Source organism: Paremcibacter congregatus (assembly GCF_006385135.1).
Lineage (GTDB): Bacteria > Pseudomonadota > Alphaproteobacteria > Sphingomonadales > Emcibacteraceae > Paremcibacter > Paremcibacter congregatus.
On sequence record NZ_CP041025.1, the window covers coordinates 757,882 to 779,268 of the forward strand.

Sequence of the window (21,387 nt, forward strand, 5' to 3'; positions counted from 1 at the left end):
AGGAATGCTCAAAAAAAGGTTTAAAATGTTATGAAAAATATATTGCTTATGACAGTAAGTTTATCATCATTGATGATGACAAATGCGGCGTCGGGAGCCCAGGTTGTTGATGAAACGGCATCTGGAACCACTGAGATTGAAGAGGTGGTTACAGTCGGGAGCCGACGCAAGGGCCGGACCATTTTGGAAACCCCCGTACCCGTTGATGTGCTGAGTGGAGCGGAGTTAAGCTCGACAGGATCGGGAGATCTGCAGGATGTGCTTCAAACTGTGTCTCCTTCCTTTAACGTGTCACGTAGTCCGGTAGATGATGGCGGAACTTTTGTGCGCACGCCGACATTACGCGGCCTGCCCGGTGGCAAGACCTTGGTGCTGGTTAATGGCAAACGGGTCCATCGCTCCGCCCTGATCAGCCTGAGTGGGGAGCAGGATAACAAGGTGGGTTCGCATGCAGTTGACTTGTCCCAGTTCCCCGTGGCGGCTGTAAAGCGTATTGAAGTTTTGCGTGACGGCGCTTCGGCTCAGTATGGTTCCGATGCGGTGGCCGGGGTGATTAACATCGTTTTGAAAGACCAAACAGGGGCGTCGGCTTATGCTCAATATGGTCAATATTACAAGGGTGACGGCGAAGATTTCCAGTTTGGCGCCAATGTCGGCCTGGCCTTGACGGATAAGGGGTATGTCAATGTCACTTTTGAGTATCTCAATTCAAATGCGACTTCGCGGGGTGTGCAGTCGCCTTCTGCCCAGGCCGTGATTGATGCCGGTGGACCGGGGGCATCATCTGTTCCGGTTCCGGCCATCGTATGGGGTCTGCCGAACCGTGAATGGTATCGCGTTGTTTATAACGCCGGCCTGGAGGTCGCAGAAAATACCGAGGCCTATATCTTCGGTAATTACGGCAACAGCAATCAGGACGGCAGCTTCTTTTATCGTGATCCGGTGAATAACGGGGCGTTTGCGCGTTCCGCCTTTCAGGATGGACCGGACGCCATATATCCGGATTACAGCCTGACAGACAGATACCCTGGTGGGTTCACCCCACGGTTCTTCGGCAATGTGGTGGATTACAGTGTCAACCTCGGCCTTAAAGGCGAGTTTGATTCGGGGCTTACCTGGGATTTGAGTGGGGCAACAGGGGCCGGCAAGGTCGATTATACCCTGAAGAATTCCATTAACCCTTCCATGGGGGCGGATTCACCAACGGAATTTAAACCAGGTGTTCTGGTGAATTCAGAACAGCAGATCAATCTTGATTTTTCTTACCCCTGGCAGATCAGTGGTTTGGATGGACCGATCAATGTGGCTTTCGGGAGTGAAATCAGACGGGAAACCTATGAAATTCGTCCTGGCGACGAGGCATCCTGGCAGGTGGGACGCCTGACAGATCTTGGCGTGGGTTCCAACGGATTTCAGGGCTTCAGTCCGGCTCAGGCCAGCAAGAACAGTCGCCATAATGTGGCGTTCTATCTTGATGTTGAGGCTGATTTGAGTGAGGATTTTCAGGTTGGCGTTGCCGGTCGTTTCGAGGATTTCTCTGATTTTGGCTCGACGTTTGACGGCAAGATTTCTGCCCGATATCAAATTTCTGAAATGATTGCTATTCGTGGGGCCGCGTCCACGGGTTTTCGCGCGCCGACGGTGGGCCAGTCCAACATGATCAATACGGGGACGTCCTTTATTGATGGTGAATTGATCGCCAGCGGCATCTTGCCGCCGACCAGTCCGATAGCAGCCTATTTCGGGGGCAAAGGACTGACACCGGAAAACGCCACAAACTTCTCGGCGGGCATTGTCTTGCAGCCTGCGGATAACGCCTCTGTTACCTTTGATTATTACAATATTAAAATCACCGACCGTATCGGACTGACAAGTAATAATACCGTGACTGATGAGGCGCGGGCGATCCTGATCGGGCAAGGGGTAACATCCGCGGCGACAATCGGCGCCGTACGCTTTTTCACCAACGGGTATGATTCCCGGACAACCGGATTTGACATTGTCGGGAATTATGATGTCGATATGGGTGAGGGCCAGTTGAGATTTACGCTTGGGTATAACTACAACGATACCAAAATTCTGGGTTTTGATCCGGATGTTCTGAATGGTCGGGCAATATTGAATATTCAGAATATGGTGCCTAAGTCGAAAGGAACGCTTTCCATTACCTATGATTATGGTGATCTTGTATTGTCCGCCCGGGCGAAATATTTCGGGTCCTGGACGTTCACCGAATCCAATGCGGCGCCGGTGGAAAATGCCGTTGAATCAGGCAGTGAACTGACCCTAGATATCTCTGCGGCGTATAACTTTGCCGAGCATTATACCTTTAAGGTCGGCGTGGATAACCTGTTTGATAATTACCCAGACCGTTTTTATGCCCCCGGGGATTGTTGCGGGCGGGTTTATTCCGGTGCATCGCCCTATGGCTTCGACGGCGGCTTCTACTATGCCCGCATGTCGGCCAATTTTTAACGTGATGTATTTTTAATAAACTGAGAGTCCTTCAGTTTATCGACTTGCCCTTCCCGTCATCATGAGGGGGAGGGCTTTTTCCTTCCTGTTGCACGCGGTTCCCTTAAAAAGATCGTTATTTTTTGCCGGTACGACAAATCCGGAGACGGTCAAGGAAAGAATATTTTATCCTTCCGGAACGCGGCTCGGATTAGCTTGATGCTGCCGATTTCTGAACAGAGCCTTGAAATGCGCAGAATGCTATGTGCTGTGGATCACATTTCTCCTCATAAAGCTGTTGTTATTTCCATTTTGAATTAAGGATCGTGCAGCAAAAGTTTTTAGGTTTGAAATTTGAATCCTTGTGGGCGAGTACATCAGCCTTCACATTTCCAAATGTCGTATCCGGTTTATGTTTGATGCCGTCATAGAAAGCTTGGATTATATCGTTCTTGAAATCACTTGTCCGGGGGTATGCCGCGACTACAGCCGCGCGCTCTTCGTCACTAAATTTTGAATATGTAATCCCTAGCACGTCCATTTCCACGCCTTCTGTAACGAGGGCAATCACAGGATGCATATGGCAGGGGATGCCGGGCGTTGTATGAAGGGCAATAGAAGCCCAAACTGTATTGATATCTTCTTCTGAAATGTTGTGCTGTTTTAAAAAATCACGTGCTGCATTGGCACCGTCTACTTCAAATCGCTCATGCTGACTACTGTATTGTGGGATCAAGCCGATATCATGAAACATCGCTCCTGTGTAGAGAAGTTCCGGATCATATTCGACCCCTAATTTCTTTCCGCGAATTGCGGCAAAATAATATACCCGGCTGGAATGGTTAAAAAGCAAGTCCGACGAGGTGTCGCGGACGAATTCTGTCACCTCTTTCGCGAGTTGACTGTCAGGAATAACGATACCCGTTAGATTTTCAATATTTTTATCTGCCTGGCACATAAGTGGCTCTCCGTACTGAGTATTGATTTGTTCCTCAATTTAGCTATATGGTGCTCATGGCTCAATAGTACGTTTCAGTCACTTTAAGACAAAATGCAGGACTATTCGGCCAAGCTAAATAAGAGGCGAGAACCAATGACGCAAAAACCTTTGACCATAGCCATTGCTATTCCACCTCAGGCGCAGTCGCTTGATATTTCTGGTCCGCTGGCGGCATTTCGGGAAGCCGACCGCCAAATGGAAAAGCAAAATCTTTACGATGTAAGGCTTATCTCTACCGTTAAATCTAAGACCATTGAGCTGGACGGCATGACAATTATTGCCCAGTCCTCTATTTACGAGGCTGATTTTCCGATTGATACATTGATAGTTGCGGGCACCCATAGGTACGAGCAAGCATTAGATATGATTGATTTTCGTCAGTGGCTGCAGCGCCGCGTATCAAAGATACGGCGTTATGGGTCGGTTTGCACCGGGGCATTCTTTCTGGGAGCCGCGGGGTTGCTTGACGGGAAAAAGGTCACAACACACTGGCAACAGGCCGCAGAACTCGCAAAATATTATGCTGAGGCTGATGTCCATTATGATGATATTTTTGTGCAGGACGGCGCCTTATGCAGTTCTGCGGGTATTACGGCGGGAATCGATCTCTCCTTAAAGCTTATTGAAGATGATTATGGTCGAGCTCTGGCTCTCAAAACGGCGCGGCAATTAGTTGTATTTTTACGCAGGCCGGGGGGGCAGTCTCAGTTCAGCGCCCATCTTGCGGCACAGGTTGCCGAAGAAAGCACTATTCAGTCAGTTCAACAATGGGTATTACACAATCTCAATGCTGACCTGTCGTTACCGGCTCTTGCTGATAAAGCGGCCATGAGTGTGCGTAATTTCAGCCGGGTTTTCCGTAACGAAACGGAGATGACACCGGCAGACTTTGTCGAGCTTGCGCGCATTGATGCGGCCCGGCGGTTACTGGAGGATAGTGATACGCCTCTTCAGCGCGTTGCCTCACGTTGTGGTTTCACCAATGTTGATTTGATGCGACGAGCTTTCCTGAGACGTTCCGGCATTAAACCCAGTGATTATCGTCGCCGCTTTTCCCGGTCTGCAACCATATAAAGTGCATTAGTCGGTGGCAGCGTCTGGATATCTTTATCGGGACAGATGAGCCAGACCCTCATGTCAGTTCGCCCGAATAATTATCCATTTTATTCGAAGACGGCAATCATGGCAGACGTCCAGTGATACTACTCTAACGGGGAGTTTTTATTTTCTTCATAATATCATATAGTAATAGAGAGTATTTAAGAGTCAGTTGTGGGAGAGGCTGTAATCCAAACTGGATGGCTGTATATGCGTGATAGTAATGAAATAGACAGGGAAGTTGGCAGCTGGTTAATTTCAACGAAATGGTTGCCGCCGCGCCATCATGTTTCAGTCATTCGCCGGTCCCGTTTAATTAATGTGCTTGATAACGGAATCCAGCATGACCTCACTGTAATTACGGCGCCGGCAGGCTTTGGCAAGACCACATTATTGAGCCAGTGGCGGCAGAGATTACTGGCCAAAAATGTAAAAGTCGCCTGGTTGACCCTTGATGAATATGATAGCGATCTTAACAACCTTCTTTGTTATATCATTTTTTCCCTTATTTCATCGGGACTGGATCTTGGACGGCTGGAGATGCTGGCGGAACAGGGGTTGTCTGATACGTCTCCCCGATCCTGTCTTGGGCTTTTATTGGCAAAAATATCCGAGCTTGATGAAAGTGTCGTCTTAATTCTTGATGATTATCACCGCATAAAAGCGCCGGAAATTGATCAGTTCATGGACAGACTTCTGGATAACATGCCGGATAATTTTCATTTGGTGATCAACAGCCGTGAGAAGCCGGGGTTTGATCTGACAAAAATAAGATCATTTGGCCAATTGCAGGAATTTGGTCCGCAAGAGTTGCGATTTGATACCGTAGAGATGAAGGAAGTTATTGGCCTTGATCTGTCTGATGAGCAGTATTCGCGGTTGCTTGAAAAAACAGAAGGGTGGCCTGTCACTATCCAGCTTGCGAGTCAGTTTATTGCGTTGGGGGAGAACAAGGAACAGGTGCTTGACTCTTTTTCCGGAAAAACAAGTCATCTGGCCGATTATCTTTCAGCACAGATCATGAATAAATGCCCAGAGGTCGTTCAGGAATTTCTCATAAAGACATCGGTTCTGGAACGTGTGAATGATAATCTGGCCTATGCGATCTGCGGTATTGAAGGAGGATTTGACCAACTTGAAGATGCAGGCAGTATTAATGCATTATTTGTCCCTCTGGATGAGGAAAAAAAATGGTTTCGCTATCACCATCTTTTCTCTGAATTCCTAAAAGAACTGCTTCATAAACGTTATCTGAACGAGATTCCCTCTTTGCATCTGAAGGCCTCTAAATGGTTTGAAGCGGACAATAACCTGAATGAAGCCGTGCGTCATGCCTGTCTGGCGGGAGATTATGACCTTGCGGCTCAATTAATTGAGAATGCCGGGGGGTGGGAATTAATTCTTTATGGCGGGATTGGCTATATACGAAACCTGTTGCACCATATCCCCGATGAGCAGTTTGCGGACTACCCCCGCCTGCAGGTTGCCAGAGCATATTATTTCCAAAAAAAGGGCGAAATTCGCGAAGCCCGCAACTATATTGAATTTGCCCGCTGTAATCCAAAATTGAGAGCCGAGGCGTATCGGGGAAACCTTCCCGCTTTCCATAGAGACTTTGATGTTGTTGAGGTGTTGCAGAATACGTATGAAGATGATTTCGTCGCCAATAATCTGGTCACGTTGACGCAACGTATTAAAAAGCTCGACCCTGAAGACGGCATTTCGCCGGGGGTTTTATTCTGTAGCCTGTCCTTGTCGATGATGGCTAACGGTAAATTTGATGAAGGCCTGAAGTTTATTCAGGAAGGCATCAGATCTATGCGCCAGGCGAATAGCGTATTGGGTCTGAATTACTGCTATGTGCATTTGGGGCAATTTTCACTGTATCAGGGTCACCTGAGACAAGCGGAGGCTTATTTTCGCGAGGCCCAGAATATGGCGGACGAGAATTTTGGTTCGGATAGTGGTCTAAAATACATTGCGGACGTATCGTTATTCTCGTTGCGGGACTGGCGGGGAGAAGGGGGCGACGATATGACCCAGGTGATGATGGCCCTTGATCATATTGAAGAATTTGATGGCTGGTTCGAAATATACATCAGCGCTTATGAAATGATCCTTGTCAGGGCCTGCAGGGAAAGAAAGAAATCTTTAATCGTAGAATTGCGAGATCGTTGTCAGCGGGTCGTGTCTGAAAGGAGCATTGAGCGACTATCTGTCTTTGTCCAGTGTTGTGACCTGATGGTTGCCACCCTGGAAGAAAACCGTCCTGATGCGGAGCGCATTTTATATCAGATGCAGGGCAGCCTGAAGTGGGATAGGGGGCAATCTGATCCCATGTCGTGGCGTCCTTTGCAGTATATGGGTAAAGCTGCGGCTCTTTGGTATATGAAGATTGAGGACTTTACCGCCGCAAGGGCGCTTTTGGTGAATATGGAAGAATGCTGCCGGGAAGTGAAGGCAACATGTTTTCTGTTAAATATTCTGATCATGCGGGCCGAACTTGAATTCCGGCAGAATAATATGGCGCGGGCCTCTGACTTTCTGTTTGAAGCGGCGGCCCTGGCATGGCCGGAGAATATTATTCGACCCTTCACGGAAAATGATAATATCGTACCTCTCGTTGCGGCGGCCTATGCTGTTCGGCGGCAAAAAAATGTTGACCGTCTGGCGTTGAATTTTTTACAGGAATGTGCCGCCCAGGCCAGGAAAATGAAGAAGGTATCACTCCTGCATCAGGAATTGCTCAGCAGCCGGGAAATGGAAGTTTTGATGGAGCTCCAGGGAGGGCTGTCCAATAAGGAAATTGCCCGTGCCCTGGAAATGACCGAACATACAGTAAAATTCCACCTGAAAAATATCTTTGTGAAACTGGATGTGGATAAAAGGGCCAAGGCGATCATCGTCGCCCGGCAAAAAGGATTGTTGGGATAAGGGCAGGCAACAGAACCTAACCATTGGGGTAGGTTTTGGAACGCCGGTGGAAAACCTATCCTGAATAGACCCTTTGCTACCCTTCCAGAAGGTTGTTTTCTACCCCTCCATTTTAAATAATAAAGCCATCAGAAATAAATCTGATGCGGAAGACTTCTTTTTGGAGAAAGCTAATGAATAAGACACTAGGGAGGATTGGAGCTGCATCGCTTTTTGCGCTTATGGCTTCACATCCACAGGTTTCCATGGCGCAGGAAAGTGATCAGGATTCCATTACGATGCTTGAAGAAATTGTGGTGACTGCGCGGATGCGGTCTGAGAGTTTGCAGGACGTGCCGCTGAGTGAAACGGCATTTTCAGCGCAAACGATCGAGGATTCCCGTATTGATACGGCGGATGACTTTCTGCAACTCACGCCCAATGTAACCTTGGCCAACGCACAGAGCGCCGGGGTGTCGTTCATGACCATTCGCGGCATATCTCAGGTCCGCAACGGCGAAGCCCCCGTCGCGGTTGTTGTCGACGGCGTGTTGCAGATAAATAACAGACAATTAACCCAGGCCATGTTTGATACCCAGACCATCGAAGTACTTCGCGGGCCACAGGGAGCGCTGTATGGGCGTAATGCCGCCGGTGGTGCTATCCTGATCAGTTCCAATCAGCCAAGCGATGAGTTGGAAGGTTATGCCCGGGCCACATTCGGGACCGGTAATGAATATTCGATTCAGGCCGCTGTTGGCGGACCGCTTGTGGAAGATAAGTTGAAATTCCGGCTCGCGGCAAAATATCAGGATATCGGCGGGTATCTCGACAATATCCAGCTGAATGAAAAGGCCGACGGTCTTGAAGATCTTACCCTGCGGGCGATTTTGGAATGGAATATATCCGAAAACCTGACCGCGACCCTGCGGGGCAGCATGGTGCGCACCGAAGGTGGCGGATTGAATTATCAGTCGCAGTCCGTGGCCTTTGACGGGGATACGTGCAATACATCCAATCCGTTTGGCGGGCCTGCCCCTGATGCTGACACTGTTGTGCGGACATTCTGCGCCAACAACCTCGGTTTTAATGAACGCGATATTGATGAAGTATCCCTGAAACTGGTTTACGATACCGACGATATTACCTTTACCAATATTTTTTCTTATAATCGCGTGATGGAATATGGCGCCGGGGATCAGTTCCCTTACACCAATGAAGTTGATATTTTTGGTATTTTCGATGGTTCACAGACGCAGTTTGTAGACATCAGCGCCTGGAGTGAGGAATTCCGTATGGCGTCCAATACGGCAGAACCTCTTCAATGGATGGTTGGCGCCTACTATCTGGAAACCGACCGGTTTATTTCAACGACCACCGGAGATGATAACCGTCAGGGTATTGAGCGCATTGAACGACTGCCAAAATTCGCCAGTGTGACGAACCCGACGTTATCCTTCATTGCCGATGACAATAACAATCAGGCATGGGCATTGTTTGGTAACGTTTCCTATGACGTGACAGAGGACATGGAGATTGCCGTGGCGCTTCGCTATGACGAAGATAAACGGATACAGAATATATCTCCTCTCAATACGGCGGGCCTGCCGGCGGGCTGCACAGAAAGTGCGCCGGAAAATTGCCGCCAGGAAGCCACCTATAACAAACTCCAGCCAAAGGTGTCCCTGAAATATGCCGTGAGCGAGGATGCCAATCTTTATGCATCTTATGGCGAAGGTTTCCGTAGTGGTCAGTATAACCAGTTCGGTGTTGGCGCCGCGGCGTCTGGCGCCGGTGTGGTTGGTGTTGAAGATACGGTTGATGCCGAAATCACCAAGACCTATGAAGTTGGCTTTAAAAGTGAACTCCTGGATAATCGTCTGCGTTTGAACGTTGCCGCTTTCCATACAAAAACCAACCCTTTGTATTTTGTCTTTATTGGCGCCATTGGGGGGCAGGCTCTTGTTAATATTGATGAAGTACGCCTGATGGGCGGTGAGATCGAAGCCGTGGCCAGTGTCGCTGAAGGCGTAAATCTTTATGCTTCTTTCGGATATACCGACAGTGAAATACTGGCGAATACCCTGAACCCGGCAACGGTGGGGAATGAGGCACCTTATGTGGCCAAGACGACCCTTAATCTGGGCGCGCAATATCGTACAGATCTTACGGAAGACTTTGGTCTGGTGGCACGGGTCGACTATGAACGGCGCGGTGCGCAATTCTGGGATCCGGAGAATTCAACCGCCCGCAGTGCTCTTAACCTGGTCAATGCCCGCATTGGTGTTGAAGACCCGGATGGCGTGTGGTCGGTCACGGGCTCGGTCCGCAACTTGACGGACGAAGCCTATAACTCCGAATGGGTATTGGGCGGGTTTTCTCATCCGGCGATGCCCCGGACCTGGCACCTTGATGTGAAAGTGAACTTCTAAACTTAATAGAAATTTCAGGAAGAGATTTTCTCTTCCTGAATCTCCACCCGCAGAAGACGGTCTTCTGTGTGCCAACAAGGATGGAAAAATGTCACTGAACGCAACACGCATTTTATGGATAAATCCATTGGGTTTTCCTGATTATGATCAGCCGATGGGGGACTATATCAATAGCATTAAATCGCCTGAGGTCGCGGTTGAGGTCATCTCTTTCAAATCTGATGCGCAGATGAACAATCTTGAGTATCGAACATTTGAAGCCCTGATTGTCGGGGATACGGTCAGGGTCACACGCTACGCTGCAAAGGAAGGCTTCGATGCCGTGGTCATCGGGTGTTTTTATGATCCGGCGCTGGAAGATTCCCGGGAAATATCAGGCGAAGCCATTGTTGTTGCCCCTTGTCAGGCAAGCATTCAGGTTGCGGCCAATCTGGCCAATAACTTTTCAATTATAATCGGTCAGGAAAAATGGCGGGCGCAGATGACCGAACGGGTAAAGCATTACGGTTACGGACCGCGTCTGGCTTCCATGAGGTCGATTGATGTTGCGGCCCATGATCTGCAAAAGGACTGTGGATTAACTGAAACACGAATTATTAACGCCGGCCGGAAGGCGATGGAAGAAGATCGGGCGGAAGCCTTGATTCTGGGGTGCACCTGTACATTCGGCTTGGCGGAGAAGGTCCAGAAGGAACTGGGCATTCCCGTGATCGATCCGATAATTGCCGCCTATAAGGCCGCGGAACATCTTGCCGGTTTGAAAAAGCAATTTGGCTGGGTCCCCAGTCGAAAATGGGGAAGTGCCGCGCCTTCGGAAGATCAGATTACTGAATTTGGCCTGTTTCGGGAGGCCCCGCCAATTGGCAATAAACTTAACTTCGATGTCAGAGGATTTATTTGATGAAATTATACCCCACAAAATTTACGCCGGAGACATTGGAAATCACAGAATTATTTGAGCTGATTGGTACAGATGTCAGCCAGAATGCATCGGCGAACCTGAATGTGGGCGTCGCCGGCTTCCAGAACGGTGTTCGCCATCCTTTGGAGGGCATGGCCGCCCATGATCAGGAAGAAATTTCCATCATCCTGGAGGGAGAGTTTCTGCTGGAAACCCCGGCGGGGAAAAGTAAATGCCGGGCCGGGGATGTGGTTCATATCCCGGCCGGGGAAGAACATGCTTCAACGGCCTTTGATAACGGCCGGGTTTTTTATGTTCTGTTTGGTTAAGAATTAGATTTTAAAAGGATAGATTATGCGTGCAGCTAGCGATGTCGGCGGAACTTTCACGGATCTTGTCTATTATGACTATGATGAAAAGACGGGCAAGAGCGGGCCGGTAAAAATTGCCAAGGCTGATACAACGCCCCCCAACTTTGAACAGGGGGTCATGAACGCCATTCACAAAATGGATTTGAACCCTGAGGACATGACTTTCTTTGCGCATGGGTCGACGGTTATCATTAATGCTCTGACCGAACGCAAAGGCGTCAAAACCGCCTTGATTACCACCAGGGGATTCCGGGATGTGCTGGAGATTGCGCGCGGCAATCGCCCGGATCTGTTCAATTTTAATTTCCGGAAGCCCGTGCCCTTTGTTGATCGTTACCTGAGGCTGGAACTGGACGAAAGGGTGAATTACAAGGGAGAAATCGAAAGACCCGTTGAGTTATCCCCCTTACAGGCCCAACTGGAATATTTGAAATCCGAAGGGGTGGAAGCCATAGCCATCAGTTTCCTGCATGCCTATGTCAATCCGGATAATGAGAATATCGTCGTCAGGGAAATCAAGAAATTATGGCCGGAAGTTTCGGTTCTGGCGTCCAGCGAAATCAGCAGGGAGTGGCGCGAATATGAGCGCACCAACACGACGGTCCTGTCCGCTTATGTTCATCCGATTGCCAAAAAATATATTGAATCTCTGGAACGAAAACTGGCGAGCGAGGGCTTCACGGGGCATCCCTACATGATGCAGTCCAATGGCGGCATCGCCACTGTGGAAAGCGCGAAAAACAACCCGATCACGATGGTTGAATCCGGCCCGGCCAGTGGCATATTTGCCGCCGCGTATCTCGGGAAGATGATTGATGAGAAAAATCTGGTGGTTCTGGATATTGGCGGCACGACGGCAAAATGCGCACTGATTGAAGAGGGCGACGTGAAGGTCACTACTGAGTATTATATTGAGAAAGATACCAAGTCTCCGGGGTATCCCATTCAAACGCCCGTCTCTGAAATCGTCGAGATCGGCAACGGCGGCGGCAGCATCGCCTGGACCGATAAAGGTGGAAAACTTCATGTGGGGCCACAGTCCGCCGGGGCGATGCCAGGGCCTGCGGCTTATGGCAAGGGCGGTACAAAACCGACGACCACGGATTCAAATCTTATTCTGGGTCGGATTGACAAGAATTGTTTTGTCGGGGGAGAGGTCGAACCGGATATGGACGCCGTGCATCAAGCCTTCGCCCAGATCATGACCGACCTTGATGTGTCCTTGGAAGAAGCGGCACGGGGTGTGGTCAGGATAGCCAATGCCAATATGACAAATGCCCTGCGGCTTGTTTCAACAAACAAGGGGTATGATCCCCGGGATTTTGCATTGATCGCTTTTGGCGGTGGTGGGGCGATGCATGCGGTGGCTCTGGCGGAAGAATTAAAGGTTCCTAAGGTTATTGTTCCGGTAAATTCATCTGTATTTTCGGCGTGGGGCATGTTGTTGACCGACCTGCGGCGAGACTATATCCAAACCCATCTGACAATGGTGGCGGACCAAAACGCTGCCGAGATTGCCGAAGTTTTCCAATCCTTAAAAAACAAGGCGGCAATTGATTATAATCAGGATGGTGTTGAGCAGGATCAACAGATCATTTTTGAACATTTGGCTGACCTGCGTTATGCCGGACAAGAGCATACGGTAAAAGTGTCCATCCCTGTGAACGATCAGGGGCAGGTGGATATTATACAGGCAATTGCCTCGTTCCATGACGCCTATGAGAAGCGATATACCTATCGTCTTGATGCGGCTGTGCAACTGGTGAATTTTCACCTGATTGCCAAGGTCGAAGTACCCAAACCTGAAATCGTCAAAAAACAAGTCACAGGTCGAAGCCTGTCAGAAACGATACTGCATGAACGGCACGTCGATTTTGACCAGCACGGGGTCCATAATACTGTTGTCTATGACGGCTTGAAGCTCGAACCCGGGATGGTGTTTACCGGTCCGGCGATTATTCAGGAACCTTCGGCAACACTTGTTATTTCCCCCGGTCATACTGCCAATGTTGATGCCTATGGCAATTATATCATTCATCTGAACTTTGCAGAAAAAGGAGCGTGATCATGGATATTTTTACAACGGAAATCATCAAGGATTCCCTGGTTGCCCTGGGGGATGAGATGTTTAACGCCATGGTTCGGACGAGCATGAGCCCGATCATCTATGAAACCACGGACTTTGCGGTGGGCGCCACGGACGCCAGAGGAAACCTTCTGGCTCAGGGCAACGGGGTGACGGCTTTTCTCGCGACATTGGATACTGCGGTACAAAGCACGCTGGAACATTATCCGGATGCCGGGGATATCAAGCCCGGTGATGTCATCATAACCAATTCGCCTTATCATGGCGGCGGCACCCATTTGTCGGATGTGGTGATTATCCTGCCCGTATTCCATGAGGGCGTTTTGGTGGCCTTTACGGTCAATAAAGCCCATTGGACCGAAGTCGGCGGCGCACAGCCCGGAAGTGTTTCAACCTGCGCCACAGAAATATTTCAGGAAGGGCTGCATTTTAAATTCTTGAAACTGTATAGCGAAGGCAAAATCAATGATGCCCTGGTCGGGATCATCGAGGCCAATGTCCGCTTACCGGACAGTACATTGGGCGATATGTATGCGGGGGTTGCCGCGGCGCGTGTCGGGGCCAAAAGAATTTTGGAGCTGATCGAAAAATATGACCGTTCTTCCGTGCTTTTTGCCATGGATGAGTTGCTTGACTATGGGGAACGGATGACCGAGGCGGAGCTGAAAAAACTGCCTCAGGGGGTTTATCAAGCTGAAAGCATCGTTGAAGATGACGGTCTGGGGCATGGTCCTTTCACGATCAAGGTCAAAGTGACCATCGAAGGAGGACGTATGATTGCCGATTATACGGGAACCGACCCGCAAGCGCTGGGGCCGATCAACTGTTCTTATACCGGACTTGTGACGGGCGCGCGTTGCCTGTTCAAGGCGGTGACGGATTCAGAAATTCCGGCCAATGGCGGTTGTTTCCGCGCCCTCGATATTGTGTGTCCGCCGGGCACGATCATCAGTGCCCAGTCGCCGGCCGCGGTATCGCTTTATTATGAAGCATTGATCACGGCGATTGATGTGATGTGGAAGGCTTTGGCTCCTGTTATGCCGGACCGCTTGCCGGCCGGCCATCAACGCAGTGTCGGGGCAACTTTTCTGAGTGGCTTTCACCCGGATACAGGAGACCTGTTTGTTATGGGGGAACCATTGGTTGGCGGCTGGGGCGGCAGTCAGGGTATGGACGGCGATAGTGGTCAGTTCTGTTGCGCGAACGGCGAGACGTTCAATATTCCGGCGGAATTGTTTGAAAGTCGCTATGGCGTACAAATAGAACAATATGCCTTCCATGATGAAGACGGCGGCGCAGGAGAGTTTCGCGGCGGTAAAGGTGTGGTTCTGGACTACAAGGTGACATCTGACGTGGCGTATTTGACCTATGCGGCGTCACAGACCATTTCCCGCCCGTGGGCGATGATGGGCGGACAGGAAGGGTCTAATAATTACGCCCTGATTTTACGCCAGGATGGGTCAGAGGAACGGCATCACATGTGTACGACCATCGCGGTGCATAAAGGCGAGGTTATTCGCCTGATGACGGGTACGGGCGGTGGTTATGGCGACCCGATGAAGAGGCCAAAGGAGAAAATCCTGAGTGATATAAAGAACGGATATATCACCAAAGAGCAAGCCCGGAAATTCTATAAGATGGAATGGATATAAAAAATGACAATTGAGGAAAGCGGGATACTCAATGCCGATCCGCCTCTGCAGGATGGTGTCGGTTCAAGTTTGGATCAGGATGATTATTCCCGTAATCCTGTACCACAGGAGAAAACCCTGTCCGGTATTCATATCGCCATGGTGGTCATCGGGGGCACCATTGGCATCCCGGTTTACCTGATGTCGGCCAATATTGGCGGCAGTCTCGGCCTGTCAAAGGCGATTCCGGCATTCAGTCTCGGGTGCTTGATATTAGGTCTTTTAGGGGCCTTGACCAGTCTGTCCGGGGCGAAAACCCATCTTTCGACGTATATGCTGGTGGAATTTGCTTTTGGGCGGGTAGGGGCGCGGGTGGTGAATTTTGTCATCGCCCTGTCGCTGATCGGCTGGTACGGCGTTACCATGAATGTCTTTGCGCAGGCAATGGATGTGACCATATTGGATATCAGCGGCCAGTCCTTTCCCTTCAGCGTGTATATTATAGGCGGCAGCCTTCTGATGTGCGCCGTGACCGTTTCCGGTTTTAAAGGCATTGACACCTTGGCCATGTTGCTGGTGCCTTTCATGTTGTTTTTCCTGATCTACGCGGCATATCTGTCTTCGGGTAAAATCACCTCATGGGATATGACCAGTTCCGCCGGAACGGGGATCAGTTTTTCTGAAGCGGTTTCAGCCGTGATCGGCAGTTATATCGTAGGTGTTGTGATCCAGCCGGATTACAGTCGGTTTGCCAAGAACAGCCGTCATGCCTTATGGTCAGTGTTTGTCGCCCTTGGACTGTCCTTTCCCGTCGTTATGGTTTTATCGGCCATTCCGGGAATTGCAACCGGTGAACAGGACCTGGTGAAAATCATGATTGCGCTGGGCATTGGTATTCCCGCATTTTTGCTGTTGTTGCTCGGGTCATGGTCGAGTAATGTGCTCTCTTTATATTCATCCGCCTTGTCACTGGCGACAATCTTCACCCGTGTTCATTTGTGGCAAATCATTGCAGCTATTGGCGTGATCGGTACAGCGATTGCCTTTCTTGACATACAGGATTATCTGGTAAAATTTCTGTTGCTTCTGAGTATTTCCATACCGCCTGTGGCCAGCATCTATGTGATGGAAACGCTTGTGTTGCGGAAATCACAATGCGATGTGGTGAAATTAGCCAAGGAGTCTCCCGTCAATTATGTGGCTTTTTTGGCCTGGGGGTCGGGAATTGGCATGGGGCTTCTGGCCGAAAATGGTATTTTCAGCATTAGTTCCATCGCCGCGATTGACGCCATTATTGTTTCGTCCGCATGTTATAAATTATTCGCAAGACCCGATACGGCGCTGCCCCATCATTGATGGGGGATACAAAATATGGTTCTGTCAATTCAGATTCTACGGTATTTTTTTGGCATTTTTCTTTAATTTACTACTGATTCTAGTAGCTATTTGAAAATAATCTATTCTTTCCAACCCTACCCAATATATGAGGAAACCTACCTGCCGAAGGCATTGCTGTGTCCCCCTGTTCTGTTGAAGATAAAGAAAGTATTTCACAGTAGGTAGGGATAAAACAGAAGATGCGAATTGGTGTAGATGTTGGCGGTACAAATACAGACGCCGTATTGATAGATGGCGAAAAAGTTCTTTCCTGGTGCAAGATGCCCACCACACCAGATGTTGGTGACGGGATTACGACAGCCATTACGAAAGTCATGACGGATGCAGGAGTATCTTCTACCGAAATTCAATGTGTGATGATTGGCACAACGCATTTCACAAATGCTTTTGTGGAGCGCAAGAACTTGCTGCCGGTTGGAATCATACGTATTGCCTTGCCCGCGGCCCGCGCGCTGCCGCCATTATTGGACTGGCCAGAGGATATCGCGAACAAGGTCGGGGACAATATTCATCTGATCCGTGGCGGTTATCAATATGATGGGCGTCTGAATGAAGCTCTGGATGAAGAGGCGATAGCAGCGGCGGCCATTACGCTCAATAAGAAAAAAATTCATACCGTTGCAGTCACCTCATTATTCTCGTCAGTGAATAATGATATGGAGCTCCGGGCTGCAGAGATATTGAAAGAGCATATGACGGATGTCAGTGTTTCCCTGTCTCATACCATCGGGCGTATTGGCATTCTGGAACGTGAAAATGCGACGATTATGAATGCATCGTTGGCTGATATGGCAGGCAGTGTGGTCAAATCTTTCCGGCAAGCGCTGAAAAACCTAAATATCACGGCCCCTTTTTATGTGAGTCAAAATGACGGTACGCTCATGAGCGCGGACTTCGTCGCCAAATACCCGGTGTTGACGTTTGCATCCGGTCCTACGAACAGTATGCGCGGGGCGGCGTATCTGTCTGGGGTGAAAGATGCCATCGTGGCGGATATTGGCGGCACGACCACGGACATTGGGATGCTGGTGAATGGCTATCCGCGTGAATCATCGGTGACCGTGGATATTGGCGGCATCAGAACCAATTTTCGGATGCCGGATGTTCTGGCCCTGGGACTGGGCGGAGGAAGTCTGGTCCGGCAAGAAGCGGGGAAAGTCACCGTCGGACCGCAATCGGTCGGTTACCGGTTATCGGAAGAGGGACTTGTTTTTAACGGCAGCACCCTGACCAGCAGTGATATTGCTGTGGCGGCCGGTTATGCCGAGATGGGCGATATTTCCAAAGTCTCTGCCCTGGAGACCGGGCTGATTGCGCAGGCTGTCGACGCCATTCATGCCATCATATCCGAAGGCGTTGACCGAATGAAAACGAGCAGTGAACCGGTTCCTCTGATTTTGGTCGGCGGCGGTTCGATTTTGATCAACCGTGATATTTCCGGAACAAGCAAGACGCTCATACCAGACCATGCATCTGTGGCTAATGCCATTGGCGCGGCGATTGCCCAGATCGGGGCGGAGATTGATAAAGTGTTTTCTTATGACGAGGTTGGCCGTGAGATTGCGATGGAAAGTGCGAAGCGGGAAGCCATCGAAAAAGCGATCGCGGCTGGCGCGGATGAAGAAACAATCAAGATCATTGATATTGAAGAAGTTCCGCTGGCCTATGTGCCGGGGGGAGCGGTCAGGTTGCGTATAAAAGCCGCAGGGCAACTGAGTTTTGCTCAAAATACGCTTACTGAAATTTTTAAAGGCAAGGGTGAATAAGCAATGACAAGGCAAATGAAAATTACATTGGATAATATGGAAGACTTTGCCCGCGGCGCAGCTTTTCTCGGTACGGGAGGTGGTGGAGATCCTTATATTGGCCGGATGTTGGCGCAAAACGCCATCAAGGAATTCGGGGCGCCTGAGGTCATCACAGCTGATGAACTGGCTGACGATGCGGTTGTCCTGACGGCAGCCATGTTGGGGTCACCGCCTGTGTTGCTGGAGAAGGCCTGTTGCGGGGACGATATTGATCTGGCCATTCGCAAACTGGAAGAAAAACTTGGGCGTAAAGCCGACGCGATTCTGCCCATCGAAATTGGAGGCGTTAATTCAACGCTGCCGATTATGGCCGCGGCCCGGTTAGGGTTGCCGGTGGTGGATGCTGATGGCATGGGGCGCGCCTTTCCTGAATTGCAGATGGTGACCTTTAATGTATATGGCTGTTCAGCGACTCCTCTTGTGGTTACGGATGAACATTTGAACTCGGTTTTGATTGAGGCGGATAGCGGTCAACGGGCCGAAGGTCTGGTGCGGGCCGCCGCTATTCAGATGGGGTTGAGTGTCATGATTTCTTCTTTCCCCCTGAACGGGCGGCAAGTAAAGGACTACGCCGTGCATGGTACCCTGTCACTGGCGTTGGGGATTGGCATAGCGATCCGGGAAGGCCGGACAGCAGGAAATCCTGTAGAAGAGCTGGTGGCGTATCTGAAGACGACACCTTATTACAATCAGGCGAAAATCCTGTTTGACGGGAAGGTGACGGATCTTCGTCGGGAAACGACGAAGGGGTTTGCGATAGGGCATTGCTTGATGGATGCCCTGGATGGTTCCGGGCGACAAATGGAAATCATCTTTCAAAATGAACATCTTGTGGCCCGTGAAAATGGAATTACGAAAGCCATCGTACCGGATTTGATTTGTATGGTTGATCGTGAAACGGCGGAGCCAATCCCGGTTGAGCATCTGCGGTACGGCCAGAGGATAAAAATTATCGGGACGTCGGCGGCTCCAATCATGCGTACGCCGGAAGCTTTACAGGTGTTCGGGCCGCGTATTTTTGGCCTGAATGAAGATTTTATTCCGATTGAGCAATTATAAACATTTCAATATAAACCAATGTCTAGGGAGACTATAGAATGAGTAATATTATCAATAGAGGACTAATTGCCACAACGGCGCTTTTTCTCTCTCTGCCTGCACCTGTCGCTTTTTCTGCTGTAGAGAATGCAGACCTGTTGACCCTTGAAGAAGTTGTAGTGACCTCTCGAAAAAGAGAAGAAAGCCTGCAGACCGTACCGGATTCCGTGACAGCGTTTGACAGTCTGGCCATCGAAAACGCAGGCATTGACGATGTTCAGGACTTTATAGACCTGACCCCGAACATCAGCATGCGGGAAACATTTCGCGCCGGTGTAACTTTCATCACCATTCGCGGCATCACCACAGGACAGCAGGGCTGGGCGCCGGCGACTTATGTTGTGGATGGGGTTCAGGCCGGGTCTCTTGATGCCATAAATCAGGGCGCTTTGATGGATATCGAGCGGATTGAGGTTCTGAAAGGGCCCCAGGGCGCTTTATACGGGGCCGGGGCGATCGCCGGGGCGATAAATGTCGTGACAAAAAAACCAACCAACGAAATGGAATATGCTGCCAATGCTTCTTATGCGCGCGGCAATGATATTAAATTATCAGGTTCTGTGTCCGGCCCGTTGGTTGAAGACAAAGTGTTGTTTCGCATTGGAGGCTATTACCGGAATACGGACGGCCTCATAAAAAGCACGGATGGGGATGGACTGGATTTTGAAGAACAGGTTTCTGTCAAGGGCCGACTTATTTTTGATCTGGAGGATATCACAATCGACTTGCGGGGGTCATATTCCGATATTACCTCCGGAGTGGCGGCTCAGGAGCTGGTGGCGAACGAGGGTCTGATAGATGTTTTTGATACCCCTGCGGCGCCTGGACCGGCCCGCGGAATCATCGGCGAAGAAAAGCGTGAATTCGTTGAATTCTCGGCCAAGGTCGACTGGGAAACAGAGGCGGGAACTCTCACCTCCGTAACGGGATATAGTGACATAAATCAGGATTTATTTGGCTCCGCCACATGGCAGAAGGGATCCGGTATTGGATTGTTTGGCCATTTTGGTGATCCCGCGGATCCTTTCGTGGATCAATTCCAGGACCTGATGGATAATTTCGAGACCTTTACTCAAGATGTGCGATTTACGTCTGACGCAGATCAGCCATTCCGCTGGATGGTTGGGATGTCTTATATGGATCGTCAAGTGGTAAATCTGTTGAGTGTCGGGGGCGTTTTACAGGGGAGAGAACGTGTGGAAGCCAATTTAGTGCGGTTTCTGAATCGTCCGGATGTCCGCAATGACAAGGCTTGGGGAATTTATGGCCAGGCCAACTATGACCTGACAGACAAGTTGGAGCTGTCCGTTGCGCTGCGGTATGACAAGAACGATTTTGACACGACTCAATATACGGACCTGACACTCTCGACGCCCGTTCCCACACCGGATGGTCTGACGACATTGACGGCAACGAATGATAAATGGCAGCCGAAAGCACAGTTATCCTATCAGTGGAATGACGATATCATGACATATCTTAGCTACGCGGAAGGGTTTCGCTATGGCTTTTTTAATACCGGCAATCTGACGGCGTCGGAAAGTACAAAAAACTTTGAATTTGGGTTTAAGACCATGCTTGCAAATGGCCGGGTTCGCATGAATGGGGCGATTTTCCACATTGATTATTCCGATCAGCAATTCACTTCAATCATTGGTGAAGCACCGTTCCGGCTAACGACAAACGTGCCTGAATCCGACATTAATGGCGGAGAACTGGAAATTGTGGCGTTGCTTTCTGAAGGATTGGAGTTGAGTGGTGGCCTGGGTATCACGGACGCTAAACTGAAGGGGGGATTGCGGTCGCCTTCAACGCCGGATTACAGCGTCAATCTGGCCTTGAATTATACGGTTCAGGTTACCGATGACTGGGAAGCGCACGCCCGTGTTGATTATCGGCGTCAGGGGTCATTCATTCTCATTGATGGCGTTGGAACGCGTTTTGAGATCGGGGAAAAAGATTATGTCAATGCGCGGCTTAAGTTCCGCACGGGCAATTGGGGCATTGGTGCTTTCGTTGACAATTTATTTGATGAAAGACAAGCCAATGATTTTGGTTTTATCGGTTTTGGCTACATACGGTCCAACAGTTTGCCGCGATCATACGGTATTGAGGTTAATATGCATTTCTAGGAAACGTATGTCCTGAAATACGGGAAGAGCATTGTCCAGCGAGCTAAAGTCAATCAATGATATTA

General features: G+C 49.8%; 13 protein-coding genes. 12 read left to right on the forward strand and 1 reads right to left on the reverse strand.

All coding sequences use genetic code 11. The features are described from left to right. Nucleotides 1–48: 48 nt before the first annotated feature. Nucleotides 49–2,475 carry a TonB-dependent receptor plug domain-containing protein gene (locus FIV45_RS03325; protein ID WP_181040137.1) on the forward strand — a complete coding sequence of 809 codons (2,427 nt, stop codon included), beginning with the start codon at nt 49–51 and terminating at the stop codon, nt 2,473–2,475. Between the two features lie 280 nt (nt 2,476–2,755). Here the strand turns inward: FIV45_RS03325 and FIV45_RS03330 are convergent, their stop codons facing one another. Further along, nucleotides 2,756–3,412: an HD domain-containing protein gene (locus FIV45_RS03330; RefSeq protein WP_099470950.1), complete on the reverse strand. Its 657-nt coding sequence runs from the start codon at nt 3,410–3,412 to the stop codon at nt 2,756–2,758. A gap of 135 nt (nt 3,413–3,547) precedes the next feature. On the opposite strand from FIV45_RS03330, the gene FIV45_RS03335 reads away from it, so the two are divergent. From FIV45_RS03335 to FIV45_RS03385, 11 genes are all read left to right on the forward strand, one after another. Then, nucleotides 3,548–4,528, forward strand: a complete 981-nt coding sequence (locus FIV45_RS03335; RefSeq protein WP_181040138.1) for a GlxA family transcriptional regulator — start codon at nt 3,548–3,550, stop codon at nt 4,526–4,528. Nucleotides 4,529–4,762: 234 nt separating this feature from the next. After that, the gene (locus tag FIV45_RS03340) at nt 4,763–7,486 is read left to right on the forward strand and encodes a winged helix-turn-helix domain-containing protein (RefSeq protein ID WP_099470951.1); all 2,724 of its coding nucleotides are present in this window, start codon (nt 4,763–4,765) and stop codon (nt 7,484–7,486) included. Between the two features lie 173 nt (nt 7,487–7,659). Then, the gene (locus tag FIV45_RS03345) at nt 7,660–9,897 is read left to right on the forward strand and encodes a TonB-dependent receptor (protein ID WP_165776866.1); all 2,238 of its coding nucleotides are present in this window, start codon (nt 7,660–7,662) and stop codon (nt 9,895–9,897) included. An 88-nt stretch (nt 9,898–9,985) separates the two neighbouring features. Next, the gene (locus tag FIV45_RS03350) at nt 9,986–10,798 is read left to right on the forward strand and encodes an aspartate/glutamate racemase family protein (protein ID WP_099470953.1); all 813 of its coding nucleotides are present in this window, start codon (nt 9,986–9,988) and stop codon (nt 10,796–10,798) included. Continuing rightward, nucleotides 10,798–11,127 carry a cupin domain-containing protein gene (locus tag FIV45_RS03355; protein ID WP_099470954.1) on the forward strand — a complete coding sequence of 110 codons (330 nt, stop codon included), beginning with the start codon at nt 10,798–10,800 and terminating at the stop codon, nt 11,125–11,127. Before FIV45_RS03350 ends, FIV45_RS03355 begins: the two co-directional genes overlap by 1 nt. Before the next feature lie 25 nt (nt 11,128–11,152). Then, the gene (locus FIV45_RS03360; protein ID WP_099470955.1) at nt 11,153–13,234 is read left to right on the forward strand and encodes a hydantoinase/oxoprolinase family protein; all 2,082 of its coding nucleotides are present in this window, start codon (nt 11,153–11,155) and stop codon (nt 13,232–13,234) included. A gap of 2 nt (nt 13,235–13,236) precedes the next feature. Further along, nucleotides 13,237–14,907, forward strand: a complete 1,671-nt coding sequence (locus FIV45_RS03365; RefSeq protein ID WP_204601965.1) for a hydantoinase B/oxoprolinase family protein — start codon at nt 13,237–13,239, stop codon at nt 14,905–14,907. A gap of 3 nt (nt 14,908–14,910) precedes the next feature. Continuing rightward, the gene (locus tag FIV45_RS03370; protein WP_099470957.1) at nt 14,911–16,242 is read left to right on the forward strand and encodes a cytosine permease; all 1,332 of its coding nucleotides are present in this window, start codon (nt 14,911–14,913) and stop codon (nt 16,240–16,242) included. Nucleotides 16,243–16,463: 221 nt separating this feature from the next. After that, a complete protein-coding gene (locus tag FIV45_RS03375; protein WP_099470958.1) occupies nt 16,464–18,050 on the forward strand; it encodes a hydantoinase/oxoprolinase N-terminal domain-containing protein in 1,587 nt (528 codons plus the stop codon). 15 nt (nt 18,051–18,065) lie between these two features. Next, nucleotides 18,066–19,151 carry a DUF917 domain-containing protein gene (locus tag FIV45_RS03380; RefSeq protein WP_099470959.1) on the forward strand — a complete coding sequence of 362 codons (1,086 nt, stop codon included), beginning with the start codon at nt 18,066–18,068 and terminating at the stop codon, nt 19,149–19,151. Nucleotides 19,152–19,189: 38 nt separating this feature from the next. After that, nucleotides 19,190–21,322, forward strand: coding sequence for a TonB-dependent receptor (locus tag FIV45_RS03385; RefSeq protein WP_099470960.1), 2,133 nt, complete (start codon nt 19,190–19,192; stop codon nt 21,320–21,322). The last annotated feature ends 65 nt before the right edge of the window (nt 21,323–21,387 follow it).